General features: G+C 67.7%; 14 protein-coding genes. 8 read left to right on the top strand and 6 right to left on the bottom strand.

Annotation, left to right across the window (positions count from 1 at the left end; translation table 11 throughout):
• Positions 1-67: 67 nt before the first annotated feature.
• Positions 68-667, bottom strand: a complete 600-nt coding sequence (bamE, locus tag QFZ47_RS21405) for an outer membrane protein assembly factor BamE domain-containing protein (RefSeq protein WP_307657537.1) — start codon at positions 665-667, stop codon at positions 68-70.
• A 150-nt stretch (positions 668-817) separates the two neighbouring features.
• Between bamE and ylqF the strand changes: the two genes are divergently transcribed.
• Both ylqF and QFZ47_RS21415 read left to right on the top strand, forming a co-directional pair.
• Positions 818-1,789, top strand: a complete 972-nt coding sequence (gene ylqF / locus QFZ47_RS21410) for a ribosome biogenesis GTPase YlqF (protein ID WP_307657538.1) — start codon at positions 818-820, stop codon at positions 1,787-1,789.
• A gap of 46 nt (positions 1,790-1,835) precedes the next feature.
• Positions 1,836-2,285 carry a Fur family transcriptional regulator gene (locus QFZ47_RS21415; protein ID WP_307657539.1) on the top strand — a complete coding sequence of 150 codons (450 nt, stop codon included), beginning with the start codon at positions 1,836-1,838 and terminating at the stop codon, positions 2,283-2,285.
• Positions 2,286-2,295: 10 nt separating this feature from the next.
• Here QFZ47_RS21415 and QFZ47_RS21420 read toward each other — a convergent pair whose 3' ends face one another.
• On the bottom strand, positions 2,296-3,939 hold the full coding sequence (locus QFZ47_RS21420; RefSeq protein WP_307657541.1) for a DUF4139 domain-containing protein: 1,644 nt from the start codon (positions 3,937-3,939) through the stop codon (positions 2,296-2,298).
• A 220-nt stretch (positions 3,940-4,159) separates the two neighbouring features.
• Here QFZ47_RS21420 and QFZ47_RS21425 point away from each other — a divergent pair, with 220 nt between their 5' ends.
• Positions 4,160-4,579, top strand: a complete 420-nt coding sequence (locus tag QFZ47_RS21425; protein WP_307657542.1) for a PaaI family thioesterase — start codon at positions 4,160-4,162, stop codon at positions 4,577-4,579.
• Here QFZ47_RS21425 and QFZ47_RS21430 read toward each other — a convergent pair.
• Positions 4,515-5,756 carry an acyltransferase family protein gene (locus tag QFZ47_RS21430; protein ID WP_307657543.1) on the bottom strand — a complete coding sequence of 414 codons (1,242 nt, stop codon included), beginning with the start codon at positions 5,754-5,756 and terminating at the stop codon, positions 4,515-4,517. The two genes, QFZ47_RS21425 and QFZ47_RS21430, sit on opposite strands and share 65 nt — an antisense overlap.
• A gap of 160 nt (positions 5,757-5,916) precedes the next feature.
• Between QFZ47_RS21430 and QFZ47_RS21435 the strand changes: the two genes are divergently transcribed.
• From QFZ47_RS21435 to QFZ47_RS21455, 5 genes are all read left to right on the top strand, one after another.
• A complete protein-coding gene (locus QFZ47_RS21435; protein WP_307657544.1) occupies positions 5,917-6,816 on the top strand; it encodes a LytTR family DNA-binding domain-containing protein in 900 nt (299 codons plus the stop codon).
• A 159-nt stretch (positions 6,817-6,975) separates the two neighbouring features.
• Entirely contained in the window at positions 6,976-8,178 is a 1,203-nt protein-coding gene (locus tag QFZ47_RS21440; RefSeq protein WP_307657545.1) for an ammonium transporter, read from the top strand.
• Positions 8,179-8,224: 46 nt separating this feature from the next.
• Positions 8,225-9,376 (top strand): GNAT family N-acetyltransferase, encoded by a 1,152-nt coding sequence (locus QFZ47_RS21445; protein ID WP_307657546.1) that lies wholly within the window; start codon positions 8,225-8,227, stop codon positions 9,374-9,376.
• A gap of 85 nt (positions 9,377-9,461) precedes the next feature.
• Positions 9,462-10,430 carry an MBL fold metallo-hydrolase gene (locus QFZ47_RS21450; protein ID WP_307657547.1) on the top strand — a complete coding sequence of 323 codons (969 nt, stop codon included), beginning with the start codon at positions 9,462-9,464 and terminating at the stop codon, positions 10,428-10,430.
• Between the two features lie 97 nt (positions 10,431-10,527).
• A complete protein-coding gene (locus QFZ47_RS21455; protein ID WP_307657548.1) occupies positions 10,528-11,463 on the top strand; it encodes a M14 family metallopeptidase in 936 nt (311 codons plus the stop codon).
• 90 nt (positions 11,464-11,553) lie between these two features.
• On the opposite strand, the gene QFZ47_RS21460 is transcribed toward QFZ47_RS21455, so the two are convergent.
• From QFZ47_RS21460 to QFZ47_RS21470, 3 genes are read right to left on the bottom strand one after another with little or no spacing between them, the layout of a single operon-like run.
• Complete coding sequence (locus QFZ47_RS21460) at positions 11,554-12,465, bottom strand: M23 family metallopeptidase (protein WP_307657549.1); 912 nt, start codon at positions 12,463-12,465, stop codon at positions 11,554-11,556.
• Between the two features lie 38 nt (positions 12,466-12,503).
• On the bottom strand, positions 12,504-13,052 hold the full coding sequence (locus QFZ47_RS21465) for an rRNA large subunit pseudouridine synthase E (RefSeq protein WP_307657550.1): 549 nt from the start codon (positions 13,050-13,052) through the stop codon (positions 12,504-12,506).
• 23 nt (positions 13,053-13,075) lie between these two features.
• A complete protein-coding gene (locus QFZ47_RS21470) occupies positions 13,076-14,893 on the bottom strand; it encodes a glutamine--tRNA ligase/YqeY domain fusion protein (protein WP_307657551.1) in 1,818 nt (605 codons plus the stop codon).
• Positions 14,894-14,929: the final 36 nt, after the last annotated feature.

Below are 14,929 nucleotides of genomic sequence, written 5' to 3' on the forward strand. Positions count from 1 at the left end.
CGCCCCCCGCGATGCAAAAACCTCCAGGAGATTGCGCGCGTCGCGCCGACACGCACGTTGAAGCGAACTAAGGTGTTGGTGCGAGCACGCGGCTGAGCGCCACCGGATCGCCCACCACGGTCTTGACCAGGCCCTTCTCGTCGAAGCTCACCTGGTACTCCGACCAGCTGTCGCGCCAGTAGCGCCAGGTGGGCGCTTCGAGGCTGGGGTTCTCGCTGGCCACCGGGTAGCCGATGGCCATCAGCACCTGTTCGCGCGTCATGCCGGGCCCCACCTTTCCGGCGACGATGGCGTCGCGCACGGCGGGCGGGAAGGCGGCCATCTTCTGCTTCGGGTCTTCGGTCACCACGTAACGCTTCGCGAAGTCGATCAAGGTGATGTTGCGGCTGTAATCGTTCTTGATGCGCTGGGGCTTGCCCGCGAGATCGAGGTTGAACCAGCGGAAGTCGTAGCCCGTGATGCGCGCCGGCGTGCCCACGGCCACGATGCTGGTGCCTTGCTCGTCGTAGTTGATGTCGCTGATCGAGTTGCCGTAAGTGCGCATGTTGCAGCACAGGTAGCCGCTGAGCAGCGGGCCCGGCGGCGGCGAGGGACGCTGGGCATGGACGACGGTCGCGGGAACGACGGTGGCTGCCAGCAGGGCGGCAGCGGCAAGGCGCTTGAGCATGGATTTCCCTCGGTATTTATTGAAAGTGGCTGCGGATGCAGCGCGCGGATTCTAGAGCGCGGCCCCGGCGCCGGAGCGCAGGCAAAATGGGCCCTTACGGCCCTCCGGGCCAACCCTCCCCCGACAGAGAGAAAGAAAGAACATCCATCGATGGCGATCCAGTGGTTCCCCGGGCACATGCACACGACCCAGAAGGCCATCACCGAGCGGGTGAAGGACATCGACGTGGTCATCGAGCTGCTCGACGCGCGCCTGCCCGCCTCCAGCGCCAACCCGATGCTGGCCGAACTCACGTCCGGCCGGCCCACGCTCAAGGTGCTCAACAAGCAGGACCTGGCCGACCCGGCGCGCACTGCGCTCTGGCTTGCGCACTACAACGCGCTGCCGGCCACGCGCGCCATTGCGCTCGATGCGAGCCTGACCACGCCCGCACAGGCCATCGTGCGCGCCTGCCACGAGCTCTCGCCCAACCGCGGCGGCATGGCCAAGCCGATGCGCGTGCTGATCTGCGGCATTCCGAACGTCGGCAAGTCGACGCTCATCAATACCCTCACCGGCAGCCGCAAGGCCAAGACCGGCGACGAGGCCGGCATCACCAAGCTGGAGCAGCGCATCACGCTGGCCGACGACTTCTACCTGTGGGACACGCCCGGCATGCTGTGGCCGCGCATCGTGGTGCCCAAGAGCGGCTACAACCTGGCGGCCAGCGGCGCCGTGGGACGCAATGCCTTCGACGAGGAAGAGGTGGCGCTGGAACTGCTCAACTACCTGAAGACGCACTACGCCGCGGGCATCACGGCGCGCTTCAAGCTGGCCGAGCACGATGCCGCCGCCATCGCCGCCATGAAGGACGAGGAAGTGCTCGACGCCATCGGCCGCAAGCGCGGCGCGCTGCTGGGCAAGGGCCGCGTCAATCTGCAGAAGGCGGCCGAGATCGTGATGCACGAGTTCCGCGCGGGCAGCCTCGGGCGCGTCACGCTCGAGACGCCCGAGGAGTTTGCGCAGTGGCTCGCCGAGGGACTGCGCGTCGATGCCGAGCGTGCAGCGAAGAAGGCCGCGCGCGGCAAGAAGCGCAAACCGGACGCCGAGCCTGCCGAAGGCGAGGGGTCCCGGCCGGACTGATCAAGGCCGACCCGGCCAGAATCCGGCCGCCCACTATCATCGAAACATGCAACGCCTCACGCGCCAACGCAACGCTGTCTTCTCCGCCTTCAGCGACGCCGGCCTGGTGCTGACCGCGCCGGAAATCCTCGAGCGCGCCCGCGCCATCGTGCCCGAGATCAGCCTCTCCACCGTGTACCGCCAGGTCTCCGTGCTGCTGGCCGACGGCGAGATCGCCAAGGTCGAGCTGCCGGGCGAACCGGCGCGCTACGAAGTGGCCTGCAAGTCCGATGCGCATCGCCATTCGAAGCACGACGGCCAGGAGGCCGACCACCACCATCACTACTTTCACTGCAGCAGCTGCGGGCAGGTTTTCATGCTGCATGCATGCCCGGGGCCGATGACCGATCTTGTGCCCAAGGGCTTCCAGGTGAAGAGCCACGAAGTGACGCTGCACGGCGTGTGCGCGGCCTGCGCCGGTGCCGGCCGCAAGGCGCGAGCGCCGAAGGCCCACTGAAGCTGCCGCTTCAGCGCATCTGCAGGCGCGCGTCCTTCGGATAGCCGATGGTGTAGTCGGCCGCGACGCGCGCGGTCTTGCCGGCCTCCAGGTCGAAGCGCCACATCGCGAGCCCGGGCTGCTTGTTCCAGGCCAGCTCAGCGGGCTGCGGCGAGAACTGCGCGGCCACGCGCACCTGTTCGTCGGCCGAAACCGGGGCAGCCTCGATCACCTGCACCGCGATGGGCGTACGGTGGCGGTTCTCCACCACGTAGGCGCGCTGCACCTTGCGCTCGGCGCGCGAGCCGGCAAAACCGCCCGTGCCCTGGCTGTCGTTCTCGGGCTCGGCCTGCACGCGCACCAGCTCATCGCGGCCGAAGGAGAGCGTGAGCTTCGCGTCGCTCGGTGCGCTCCATCGGCCGCTGCCGACGAAGTTGCCGTCGCGGTAGAGCTGCAGCGGCCCGGCCGGCCAGACGCCCGCCGGCTGCGCGAGTTCGGCCACCAGGAAGGCGCTGGCATCCGTTCGCGGGCTGGTGCGCGCGGCGAGCTTCGCCGTGTCTTCGTGCTGGCCCAGCGCCAGCGTCACGCGCTGGCCGCTGGAGGGCACGTCGATGCTTTGCGGCACCGCGAATTCGGTGGCAAAGCTGTTGTCGAATACGTTCACGTCGAAGACCGGCTCAGCCGCTTCGGCCATGGCCTGCCGATCGGCGGATGCAGCGGGCGCCGGCGCCGCCATCATGGCGGCCATGCCGGCCTGCTCAGCTCTCTTGCTCGCCTGAGCGCGCGGCGGCGGCTCGATGCCGATGCGCCACGCGGTGGGCGTGCGGCCCGCGGTTTCGCGGCGCGGCTGGCCGGTGGAGAGCACCAGCTTCACGCCGCGCCAGTCTTCGCCCGTGGCCTGCGCCACCAGCGCCTGGCGTTCGATGCGGACCTTGCTTGTGGCGGTGTCGAGCAGCGCGCGGTAGCTGGGCGTCCAACCGGGGCCGTTGACCTGGTAGCTCAGCTTCACGTCGGCATCGGCGCTGGCGGCCAGTGTCACGGTCACGGCCGTCACCTGCGCGCCATGGCCGCCTTGCGAGCGCTTGCGTTCGGCCAGCAGCGGGTTGAGCTGGCGGTCGATGTCGGCCTGGCTGCGCTGGATCTGGTGCTGCTTCAGCAACGAATCCTGCCCGGTGCGGCGCATTGCCTCGGCCATGGCGGCGAGGTTGCGCGCATCCATCGGCGCGCGGGCGCCCTGGGCTGATTCGCCGCTGCCGCCAGAGAGGCCTTTCAGATAGCCGGTCACCATGCCCAGCGCATCGTTCTCGGCCTGCAGCGCGGCCTTCCGGTCCTCGAGTTCGCGGATGCGGCCGTCCAGCGCGCTGGTGGCGCAGCGCGAGGAAAGTTCGCGCGCCTCGCTGAGCACCGAGGTGTCGCCCACGCGCACCGACGCGCCGGCCGACACCTGCAGGCTCTGCACGTCGAGTCCCGCGGGCAGGCAGGCGAAGGTGACCGATCGGCTGCCGGCCGCAACCCGCGCCACGCGCTCCACCGTGGCGCTGCCGGGGTAGACCTTGACCTGGGTGATACGCGAGTTGTCGGATGCGGCCTGTGCGTGGACGCCGGCGCTGGCCGACAGCCAGGCGGTGGCGGCAAAGGTGGCGCGGAAAAGAAAGGCGGCGGAGGGTGCTTTCATGGATAGCCTTCGGAAGTGGATGGATTGCTTGTCTCCACTCATACGGCCGGGCTCGTCCAACGGGGTTGAACCATTGCGAAATTTTTTTGACACGGCATTGCTGTCGCCAACGCAACCGCAGCGGCGCCGCCGGTCACGCGCGCGACGACGCATGGCGGCTGTGCTTCGTAGAGTGGTTCGTCTGCCATGCCACGGCATTTCCGCTTCAAGGAGACATTCCATGCTCGACACCATCCAGGCCATCAACAAGACCGCCGCCTTCAATCGCTGGGCCGGCTTCGAAGTCACCCGCGCCGCCGCCGGCGAAGCCGAACTGCGCATGGACTGGCGCGAGGAAGACATGGGCCAGTACGCCGGCTTCCTGCATGCGGGGCTGATCGGCGCCATGCTCGACACGGCCTGCGGCTTCGCGGCGGCCACGGTGGCGGGCCGGGTGCTGGCCTCGCATTTTTCGGTGAACTGTTTGTCGCCCGCGCTGGGCCGTGCCTTCATTGCGCGCGGCAAGGTGGTGAAGGCCGGGCGCAAGCAGGTGTTTGCGACCGCCGAGCTCTATGGCCAGGGCGATGGCGACAGCCTCAAGCTCGTGGCGACGGGGAGTGCCATCCTGGTTCCGGTGGAAGAGGCTGTGCCGGCAAAGTGACTGCGGCCTTGCCGCCGGCGTGCCGGGGCTTGAGCCCGAACAGCGGCCGCAGCCAGTTGAAGCGGCGGATCGGCCCGTCGGTGAGCAGCCAGCAGCCGACGATGGTCAGCACCACCAGCAAGGCCGGCTCCAGCACCGGGCCCAATGCAAAGGGGGCGAGCAGTGCAATGCCCGCGACGATCAGCGTCTGGTGCAGCACGTACCACGGGTACACCGACTCGTTGGCCCAGCGCAGCCACGGCCATGGCCGATTCAGGTGGCGGTGGCCGTGGCCCAGGATGGTGGCGACCGCCAGCCACAGGTAGAGCATGCGCAAGCTGTCCATCAGCACGCCGGAGGGCGGACCCTTGGCGCCGAGCCGCAGCACGATGAAGGCGGTGATCGCCGCCGCGGCCAGCGCCAGCGACACCCGCCGCAGGCGCTCCAGTTCGCGCCACACGCCCGTGTCCACGCCCATCCAGTAGCCGTACAGGAACACGGTGAAGTAGATACTGTGCAGGTGAAAGTCGCGGACCAGATTGTGCGTGGGCGGAAAGTGCCGGGCCAGCAGCATCGTCCAGACCAGCAGCGGAAGCGCCGGCAGCAACAGCAGCTTCCAGCCGCGCAGCCCGTTGAAGCGGTGGCGCATCCACTGGCCGGCCGGCGATTTCCACAGCGGCAGCGTCAGCGCGACGAGCGCCGTGTAGCTGAACAGATAGGGCAGGTACCAGAGGTGGTTCCAGGTGATGCCGAACTCCGCGCCGTCGAATGCTTTCTTCGGCCACGGATCGCCCATCGAGAGATAGCGCAGCACAAACGCGCCGAAGCCCGGCGCGACCAGCCCGTTGGCCACGCCCTGCGCATAGGCCTGGTAGGGCACGATCACCGCCATGCCGAAGGCCAGCGGCAGCATCAGGCGCACGCCGCGGCTGCGCAGCAGACCCCAGGTGCCCTGGTTGCGGCTCAGGAAGCCCAGCGACACGCCCGAGACCAGGAACACCAGGTCCATGCGCCAGAGGTTGAGCACGCGCATCGGCCATTGCAGCCATTCGGCCGCATGCGGGCTCTTGAGGTGCCAGGGCCAGTCGGCCACGTAGTACATCGCCACGTGGTACAGGATGACCAGCAGGAAAGCCAACGCGCGCAGCGCGTCGATGTCGTGGCGGCGGTCGGGCAGGGTGGCGGGGGTTGTGCTCATCGGTCGCTCCTCGAAATCACCAGAGAAGAAGGCGCGATGGTTGCGTTCGTGCGTGGCGCGTGGCTCGCCCAAGGGACGGATCGCGGGCCTTTTGTGACGAGCGGTGCCCTCCGGGGACGAAATTCGCCCACCCGGCGCGAGGATCGCGAGAATCCCCGGCATGGGAGATTCCCGAAAGAACCTGTACGAGCGCTACGAACCCATCCGCCGCCGCGTGGAAGTGGGCTTCTGGATCGTCTTCATGGCGCTGCAGGCGGTGTTCAACACCACCGTGGCGCTGGTCGACGCGCACGACCGCGCGGTGCCCCGCGCCGCGTGGGAAATCGTCACCTGGGAGGTGTCGAGCCATCTCGTGCTGCTGGCGCTGGTGCCGGCCGTGGTGGCCATCCAGCGCCGGCTGTCGCCGCTGGCGCACAGCCATCTGCTGCGCTACCTGGGGTGGCACCTGGCCGCCAGCGTCGTCTTCAGCGTGGTGCACGTGGCGGCGATGTTCGCGCTGCGCGCGATGGTCTACGCGGCGGTCGGCGAGCGCTACGACTTCGCGGGCTGGACCGGCCGCTGGGGCTACGAATACCTGAAGGACGTGCGCGCCTATCTGTCGATGGTGTTCGGCATCTGGGCCTACGGGGTGTTCATGCTGCGGCTGCAGGGCGAGGCGCGCGTGCTCGACCCACCCGAGGCGGCGGCAGCGCCCGCCGAGCCCGCTGAAACCCCTCAGGCCGCACCGCCCGCGCGCCCCGAGCGCTTCCTGGTGCGCAAGCTGCGGCGCGAATTCCTGATTGCCGCGAGCGACATCGATTGGCTCCAGGCCGAAGGCAACTATGTCGGCCTGCACGTCAACGGCCACGACTACCTGCTGCGCGCCACGCTCACCGATTTTCTGGCGCAGCTCGACCCCGCCCACTTCGTGCGCGTGCACCGGAGCCACGCGGTCAATCTCGGCCGCATCAAGGAAATCGAGCCGCTCGACGGCGGCGATGCCCGGCTGCACATGCACGATGGCACCACGGTGCCCTGCAGCCGGCGCTACCGCGAGGCCTTGCGCGCTGGGGCGAGCTGACCTGCCGAGGGCGCACCTTTTGGGGCGTCCTTTGGCCCCTTAATGGATCGTTGCGCACCATAGAAGAGCCTTCAGGCACCATTTTTGCTTTCTTGCGGCGCTGCCCCGAGCAATTCGGGTGCATGCACCAATTCAAACCAAAAACTGCAAGAAGCTCCAATGGACGCACTCAAACAGGGCGCAGACGCGCTGTTCATCCTTCTCGGCGCGATCATGGTGCTGGCCATGCATGCCGGTTTCGCCTTTCTGGAACTGGGCACCGTGCGCAAGAAGAACCAGGTCAATGCGCTGGTCAAGATCCTGGTCGACTTCTCGGTCTCGACCATCGTTTACTTTCTCGTGGGCTATGGCGTGGCCTACGGCACCCACTTCTTCGTGGGCGCGACCGAGCTTGCGGCCAGGAGCGGCTACGAGCTCGTGAAGTTCTTCTTCCTGCTGACTTTTGCGGCGGCCATTCCGGCCATCATCTCGGGCGGCATTGCGGAGCGCGCCAAGTTCTGGCCGCAACTGATCGCTACGGCGGTCATCGTCGGCTTCGTCTATCCGCTGTACGAGGGCATTGCCTGGAACAAGGCCTTCGGCATCCAGGCGTGGATCGCCTCGGCCACGGGCAGCGAGTTCCATGACTTCGCCGGCTCGGTGGTGGTGCATGCGGTGGGCGGCTGGCTGGCGCTGCCGGCCGTGCTGCTGCTGGGCGCGCGCCGCAACCGCTACCGTGGCGACGGCTCGCTGAGCGCGCATCCGCCGTCGAACATTCCTTTTCTGGCGCTCGGTGCCTGGGTGCTCTGCGTGGGCTGGTTCGGCTTCAACGTGATGAGCGCACAGAGCATCGACAAGATCTCCGGCCTCGTGGCGGTCAATTCGCTGATGGCGATGGTCGGCGGCACGCTGGTGGCGCTGGCCCTGGGCAAGAACGACCCCGGCTTTGTCTACAACGGGCCTCTCGCCGGGCTGGTGGCCGTGTGCGCGGGTTCCGACCTGATGCATCCGCTGGGTGCGCTGGTGGTCGGCGGCGTGGCCGGTGCCATCTTCGTCTTCATGTTCACGCTCACGCAGAACAAATGGAAGATCGACGACGTGCTCGGCGTGTGGCCGCTGCACGGCCTGTGCGGCACCTGGGGCGGCATTGCGGCCGGCATCTTCGGCACGCAGGCACTGGGCGGCATCGGCGGCGTGAGCGTGTGGGCGCAACTCATCGGCACTTTGATCGGCGTGGTGTGGGCTGCGCTGGCGGGAGCGGCGGTGTACGGCGCGCTCAAGGCGACGATGGGGCTGCGGCTCACGCAGGAAGAGGAATACGACGGCGCCGACCTGTCGATTCACCACATTTCGGCGACGCCGGAGCGCGAAGCGAACTGGTGAGGCGGGCGAGGCCGCAGCCAATGGCCTCCTCGCATGCGCTTCCGGTTTGCCCTTTGGCATTGCCGAAGCTTTCGCCCCGCACAATCGCGCTCCGTTTTCGACCGTAGTGGAGGAAGCGAGACACAGGGAGAAGGCTGCAATGATCGAAATCCAGGGCTTCGATGTCCACACCGCCAGCGCTTCGGAATGGGCGCGCTTTCAGCGCTACCGGCGCATTCGCGACGAAGAACTCCACCCTGGGGAGCCCCAGGCCAACGACGCAGACTTCGAGCACGCCGCGCGCCGGCGCATGCCTTTTCATGATGCCTGGCGCTTCGTTGCACTCGACGACGGCGAACTCGCGGGCAACCTGATGGTCTGGGCGCGGCGCCCGGGCACGCCAGGCAGCGAAGACTTCGCCCCGCACCTCGACGTCTGGCTCGGCGTATTGGCCGCGTACCGCCGCCGCGGTATTGCGAGCCGAATGCTGCGGTCGCTCTTGTCCTTCATGCGCGAACGCGGCAAGACCCTTGCAACGATGAACACGCATCTGGCGGAAGGCCATGCCTTTCTCGCCGCGACAGGCGCGGTGCTGAAGCATCGAGTGGTCGAGAACCGCATGCGGATCGACAACCTCGAGTGGGACACGCTCGCCCGCTGGAAGGCGCAGGCCACCGAAGGTGCTGCTCGCAGCGGCCTGCGTTGGGAGATTCACGCGGGCCGCACGCCGATGGCGCGGCTCGCGAGCTTGATGGCGCCTTTCTCGGCGCTGTTCAACGACATCCCGCTCGGCGCGCTGGAACTGCCGCCCGCGCGCTACGAACTGGAGGGCTACGCAGACTGGTACGCTGAACTCGACCGCAGCGGAGGCGAGCATTTCCTGGTGCTGCTGGTCGATGGCAACGACGAGCTTGTCGCGATGTGCGAGGCCCAGTGGGATCCGCGTTTTTCCGATCGCCTGCACCAGCGCCTGACGGCCGTGGCACGTGCCTGGCGCGGCCAGTCGCTCGCGAAAGGGGTGAAGGCGGCCATGCTCGAATGCGTATGCATGCGACATCCCGAACTGCGCACCGTGGTCACGTACAACGCAGAAGTCAACGCGCCGATCCTTGCGATCAATCGGCAACTGGGCTTTGCGGTGCACCGACAGCAAGGGTGCTACCAGCTCGGCGTCGAGGCGCTGGCAGCCTGCGTCGCGCGACGCGACGGTGGCCGATAGGCAACCCGGGCGGCCGCACGCCTGCACGATTCGCGCGCGTGGGCTATTCTCGGCGCCCCTTACAACCGCCCGAGGAGAAGAGCCCATGACAACATCCACCCGCTGGCTGCGCCGCAGCCTTGCCGCAATGGCCGGCAGCATGCTGATGCTTTCGTTTGCAGCCCACGCCGGCGCCCCGCAGGTCAAGACCCAGGCGCCGGGCTTCTACCGCATGATGCTCGGCGACTTCGAGGTCACCGCGCTGTTCGACGGCACCATCGACCTCGAGCCCAAGAAGCTGCTCACCAACACCACGCAGGCCCAGGTCGGCAAGCTGCTCGACCGCTCCTTCGAAAAGGACATGGTGCAGACATCGGTGAACGGCTACCTCATCAACACCGGCGACAAGCTGGTGCTCGTCGACACCGGCGCGGGCGCGCTCTTCGGTCCGACCGTCGGCAACCTGCGCGCCAACCTCCAGGCCGCCGGCTACAAGCCGGAGCAGGTCGATGACGTGCTCATCACCCACATGCACGGCGACCACGTTGGCGGCCTCGTCGCCGACGGCAAGCTGGCCTTTCCCAACGCCACGATCCACGCCGGCCAGGAAGACGCCGATTTCTGGCTCAGCAAGGCCAACCTCGAGAAGGCCTCTGCCGAAATGAAGGGCTTTTTCCAGGGCGCGATGGTTTCGATGAACCCCTACGTCGAGGCCGGCAAGTTCAAGCCTCTGAAGGGCAACACCGACCTGCTGCCCGGCATCAAGGCCGTGCCTGCCCACGGCCACACGCCGGGCCACAACATCTACCTGGTCGAGTCCAAGGGCCAGAAGCTCGTGCTGTGGGGCGACCTGATGCACGTGGCGGCCGTGCAGTTCGAGCAGCCGCAGGTGACGATCTCGTTCGACGTCGATTCGAAGCCCGCCGCGGTGGAGCGCAAGAAGGCCTATGCCGATGCGGCCAAGGGCCGCTACCTGGTGGGCAGCGCGCATCTGCCGTTCCCGGGGCTGGGGCACGTGCGGGCCGAAGGCAAGGGCTACGTGTGGGTGCCGGTGGATTACCAGCAGGTGCGCTGAACGGCTGAGTGGAATGGGCCGGTAACGCGGCGCAAAGCGCGAATGCCCGGCCTGTAGCAAACTCGCTCGACCGCACCGATCCATTCCAACGGCCCCCATGACGCAATCCCCACCCGCCCTCGAAGTCCTCCCCCGCGACCTCTCTGCCTACCGCAAGGGCAACATCGGCATCGACTACGTGCACCGCTTCGAGTCCGGCAAGCCCGGCCCGCATGTGCTGATCAATGCGCTGACGCACGGCAACGAAATCTGCGGCATGACCGCCGCCACGCACCTGCTCGACACCCAGGTGCGCCCGAAGATCGGCACGCTCACCGTGAGCTTTGCCAACGTGGAGGCCTACGAGTCCTTCGACCAGGCGCTGCCTTTCGACAGCCGCCAGCTGGTGCACAACCTCAACCGCATCTGGTCGCCCGAATGGCTCGACGGCACCGAAGACAGCCCCGAGCTGCGCCGCGCCCGCGCGCTGCGGCCGGTGGTGAGCGCGGCCGACCACATCCTGGACATCCACTCCACCAGCCAGCCGGTGATCCCGTTCTGGGTGTATCCCGCGTTCGACCGCAATGCGGAGGCGGCGCTGGCCATCGGCCGCCCGTCGGTGCACCTGGTGATGCCCGATGGCCTGGGCTCCGGCACGCCGCTGATCCAGCATGGCCGCCACGGCCTGCCCGATGGCAAGGGCGTGGCGCTGGTGGCCGAATGCGGCCAGCACTTCCTGCGCTCCGCGTCCGAGCTGGCCACCGCCATCTCGCTCGACTTCCTGGCGCATTTCGGGCTCATCGACAAGGACCCGGCCGTGCCGGTGCCCGGTCCGCAGCGCCGCTTCGAGCTGCTGCAGACGCACGTCATCAAGTCGGAAGACTTTGCCTTCGTGCGCCCGCTGATCGGCTTCGAGACCTTTGCCAAGGGCGAGCTCATCGCCACCAACGGCCCGGACGAGATCCGCGCGCCGTGCGACGAGTGCACGATCTTCATGCCCGCGCAGCGGGTGATCGTGGGGCGCGAGGCGGTGTATTTGACGAAGCCGATTTGAGGTCGGCCATCAGATCGGCAGGCTGCCGCAGAGGAAAATCCGGGGGCGACGATCTTGATGGCTCGATGCGACGCCGGCGTCGGGCCCGTCTCAAGCTGCAATGAACAACGCCGGATCCACCATCGCCCGATTGAGCATCACGGACCAATGCAGATGCGGCCCGGTCACGCGCCCGGTGGCGCCCACGGCTGCCAGCTGCTCGCCGGTCTTCAGCACATCACCGACCTTCACATCGACCCGGCTCAGGTGGCAATACATCGTCAGCAGTCCGCCTCCATGGTCGAGCCACACGGTGCCGCCGTTGAAGAAGTAGTCGCCGGTGTCGATCACCCGTCCCGGCAGCGGCGCCAGCACGGGCGTGCCGGTGCCGGCGGCGATGTCCATGCCGCTGTGCGGATTGCGCGACTGCCCGTTGAACACGCGGCGCAGGCCGAACGAACTGGAGCGGCGGCCCGGCACGGGGACGCGCATCTGCAGCGAGGCGTCGGGCCGCAGGTCGGTGAACGTGGCCATCACGGTGGCCAGATGCGCGCGTTCGCGCTCATAGCGCGCCTCGTCTTCGGGCGACAGATCGACGGTGCGCGGCGGCACCGAGAGGCGCTGCTCGCGGTACTGCTTGGGCGCGATCGTGTAGGCGATCTGTCTTTCGCTGCCGCTCCCGGTGCGCACCGCAATGCTGGCCTCGCCTGGCGTGGCTGCGAGCGGAATGCCGACCAGCGCCGTCCACTCGATGGCGTCGCCCGGCACGAGCAAGGGCAGGTCGCCTGCAAAGGCTTCCGGGCGCTTGGCGCCAGGGCCGAGCGACAGGCGTGCGACGCCGCCCGGCACCTGGGAGGCGTGCGGCCAGACATCGGGGTGTTGCCGCTTCGGCTTCGCCGGGCGCGCGGCGCTGGCCCGGGTTGCGGGGAGCGCCAGCATGCTCAGTGTGCCGAGCAGCAATGCGCAGCGGCGGCTCAGGGCGGGCAAGGGAAGGTCGTCGGGGGAACGAAATCGGGTGTGCATACAGAGATCGAAAAAAATGAAGCGGCCGCGCGCCAGCGTCACTCCAGCCAGGCGCCGGGCGCCAATCCATCGAGCGTGTACGGCCCGATGGCAGCGCGGATCAGGCGCAGGGTGGGCAGCCCCACGGCGGCGGTCATGCGCCGGACCTGGCGGTTGCGGCCTTCGCTGATCGCGAGCTCGATCCAAGCGGTGGGGATGCTCTTGCGTTCGCGAATGGGCGGTTGCCGCTCCCACACCTCGGGCGGCGGGTCGAGCAGGCGCGCGCGGGCCGGGCGCGTGAGGCCGTCGTTGAGTTGCACGCCGCCGCGCAACGCGGCAAGCGCCGCGTCGGTGGGCACGCCTTCCACCTGCACCCAATAGGTCTTTTCCATCTTGAAGCGCGGATCGGCGATGCGCGCCTGGAGCTGGCCGTCGTTGGTGAGCAGCAGCAGGCCCTCGCTGTCGGCATCGAGCCGGCCGGCGACGTAGACATCGGGAATGTCGATGAAGTCTTTCAGGCCGCGCCAGCGGCCCTCGGGCGTGAACTGGCTGAGCACGCCGTAGGGTTTGTTAAAGCGGATCAGCTGGGAGGAACTCGGGGGATTCATGGCTCCCGCAGGATATCGTGCGGCTACTTGCCCCAGCTGTCCCGCATGCCCGCCGCGCGATTGAACACGCGCTTGCCATCGGCAGCACTCGCCTTCGCGTCGAGCACGAAGTACCCGTGCCGCTCGAACTGGAACGCCGCTGCGCCTTCGGCCTTGGCCAGCGAAGGTTCCACGAACGCCGAGCAAATCTCCAGGCTCTGCTTGTTCAGCTCGTCGAGCAGTTCTCCGCTGCCCGGATTCGCCGCCGCGAACAGCCGCTCGTACAGCCGCACTTCGGCCTGCACGGCATCGGCCGCGGCCACCCAGGTGATGTTGCCCTTCACCTTGATGGCGTCGGCGCCGGGCGTGCCGCTCTTGGTGTCGGGCACCAGCGTGGCCTGCACTTCGAGGAGCTTGCCGTCCGCGTCCTTGGTGCCGCCGGTGCATTCGATGACGTGGCCGTACTTGAGCCGCACCTTATTGCCCGGGAACAGGCGGAAGAAGCCCTTGGGCTGCACTTCCTCGTAGTCGGTGCGTTCGATCCATACCTCGCGGCCGAGCTTGAATTCGCGCTTGCCCATTTCAGGGTGGTGCGGGTGCACGGGAGCGGAGCAGTCGTCGAGCACGCCGTCGCCGCCCATCAGTTCGCCCCAGTTGGTGATGACGAGCTTGACCGGATCGAGCACGGCCATGGCGCGGGGGGCAATCGGGTCGAGGGTGTCGCGCAGCGCGGCTTCCAGGCTTGCGTAGTCGATCCAGCCGCCGGACTTGGTGGTGCCGCTGCGCTCGCAGAACAGGCGCAGCGCCTCGGGCGTGTAGCCGCGGCGGCGCAGGCCGGCCAGGGTGGGCATGCGGGGGTCGTCCCAGCCGTCGACATGCTTTTCTTCGACCAGCTGGCGCAGCTTGCGCTTGCTGGTAAGCACGTGGGTGACGTTGAGCCGCGCGAATTCATACTGGCGCGGATGCGGGCTGGCGACGAGGCCGCCTTCGGCCAGGCGGTCGAGCAGCCAGTCGTAGAAGGGGCGCTGGTCTTCGAATTCGAGCGTGCAGATGGAATGGGTGATCTGCTCGAGCGCGTCTTCGATGGGGTGCGCAAAGGTGTACATCGGGTAGATGCACCACTTGTCGCCGGTGTTGTGGTGGGTGGCCCGGCGGATGCGGTAGAGCGCGGGGTCGCGCATGTTGATGTTGGGGCTCGCCATGTCGATCTTGGCGCGCAGGATGGCGGCGCCGTCGGGCAGCTGGCCATCGCGCATGGCGCGAAAGCGGGCGAGGTTTTCTTCCGGGCTGCGGCTGCGGAACGGGCTGTCGGTGCCGGGCGTGTTGAAGTCGCCGCGGTTGGCGCGGATTTCCTCGGCGCTTTGCTCGTCCACGTAGGCCAGGCCGGCGCCGATCAGGTATTCGGCGGCGCGGTACATGAAGTCGAAGTAGTCGCTCGCGAAGTATTCGTGCGGCTGCAGGGTGCCCGGCGCGCTGGGGCGGTCGGCCAGGCGGGTTTCGTAGCCGAGCCACCGGACGGCGTCGCGGATGGAATCGACGTATTCCTGCTCTTCCTTCTCCGGGTTGGTGTCGTCGAAGCGCAGGTGGCACACGCCGCCGTATTCCCTGGCGAGCTCGAAATTCAGCCAGATGCTCTTGGCGTGGCCGATGTGCAGGTAGCCGTTGGGTTCGGGCGGAAAGCGCATGCGCACCTTGGCGGGGTCGGCCATGCCCTGGGCGTGATGGACGGCATCGCCGGGCGAGCCGCCCCATTTGCGGCCAGAATAGGCACCCTGCGCCAAGTCGTTTTCGATCACGTGGCGCAGGAAATTACTCGGTGCAGCGGCTGTTTTTGCGCTGTCTTTGTCGGTCGGGGAGGTCATTGCGGCATTCTAGAGCGCACCCCCTGCCGGTTACCT

The sequence above is a fragment of the Variovorax paradoxus genome, from assembly GCF_030815975.1.
Taxonomy (GTDB): Bacteria; Pseudomonadota; Gammaproteobacteria; order Burkholderiales; family Burkholderiaceae_C; genus Variovorax; species Variovorax paradoxus_N.

What these genes read in the sequence shown, in the direction of transcription:
- QFZ47_RS21420 (WP_307657541.1), bottom strand. Translation starts at nt 3,939, where the DNA reads ATGAAAGCACCCTCCGCCGCCTTTCTTTTCCGCGCCACCTTTGCCGCC.
- QFZ47_RS21450 (WP_307657547.1), top strand. Translation starts at nt 9,462, where the DNA reads ATGACAACATCCACCCGCTGGCTGCGCCGCAGCCTTGCCGCAATGGCC.
- QFZ47_RS21460 (WP_307657549.1), bottom strand. Translation starts at nt 12,465, where the DNA reads ATGCACACCCGATTTCGTTCCCCCGACGACCTTCCCTTGCCCGCCCTG.
- QFZ47_RS21470 (WP_307657551.1), bottom strand. Translation starts at nt 14,893, where the DNA reads ATGACCTCCCCGACCGACAAAGACAGCGCAAAAACAGCCGCTGCACCG.
- QFZ47_RS21415 (WP_307657539.1), top strand. Translation starts at nt 1,836, where the DNA reads ATGCAACGCCTCACGCGCCAACGCAACGCTGTCTTCTCCGCCTTCAGC.
- QFZ47_RS21430 (WP_307657543.1), bottom strand. Translation starts at nt 5,756, where the DNA reads ATGAGCACAACCCCCGCCACCCTGCCCGACCGCCGCCACGACATCGAC.
- QFZ47_RS21435 (WP_307657544.1), top strand. Translation starts at nt 5,917, where the DNA reads ATGGGAGATTCCCGAAAGAACCTGTACGAGCGCTACGAACCCATCCGC.
- QFZ47_RS21455 (WP_307657548.1), top strand. Translation starts at nt 10,528, where the DNA reads ATGACGCAATCCCCACCCGCCCTCGAAGTCCTCCCCCGCGACCTCTCT.
- ylqF (WP_307657538.1), top strand. Translation starts at nt 818, where the DNA reads ATGGCGATCCAGTGGTTCCCCGGGCACATGCACACGACCCAGAAGGCC.
- QFZ47_RS21425 (WP_307657542.1), top strand. Translation starts at nt 4,160, where the DNA reads ATGCTCGACACCATCCAGGCCATCAACAAGACCGCCGCCTTCAATCGC.
- QFZ47_RS21465 (WP_307657550.1), bottom strand. Translation starts at nt 13,052, where the DNA reads ATGAATCCCCCGAGTTCCTCCCAGCTGATCCGCTTTAACAAACCCTAC.
- bamE (WP_307657537.1), bottom strand. Translation starts at nt 667, where the DNA reads ATGCTCAAGCGCCTTGCCGCTGCCGCCCTGCTGGCAGCCACCGTCGTT.
- QFZ47_RS21440 (WP_307657545.1), top strand. Translation starts at nt 6,976, where the DNA reads ATGGACGCACTCAAACAGGGCGCAGACGCGCTGTTCATCCTTCTCGGC.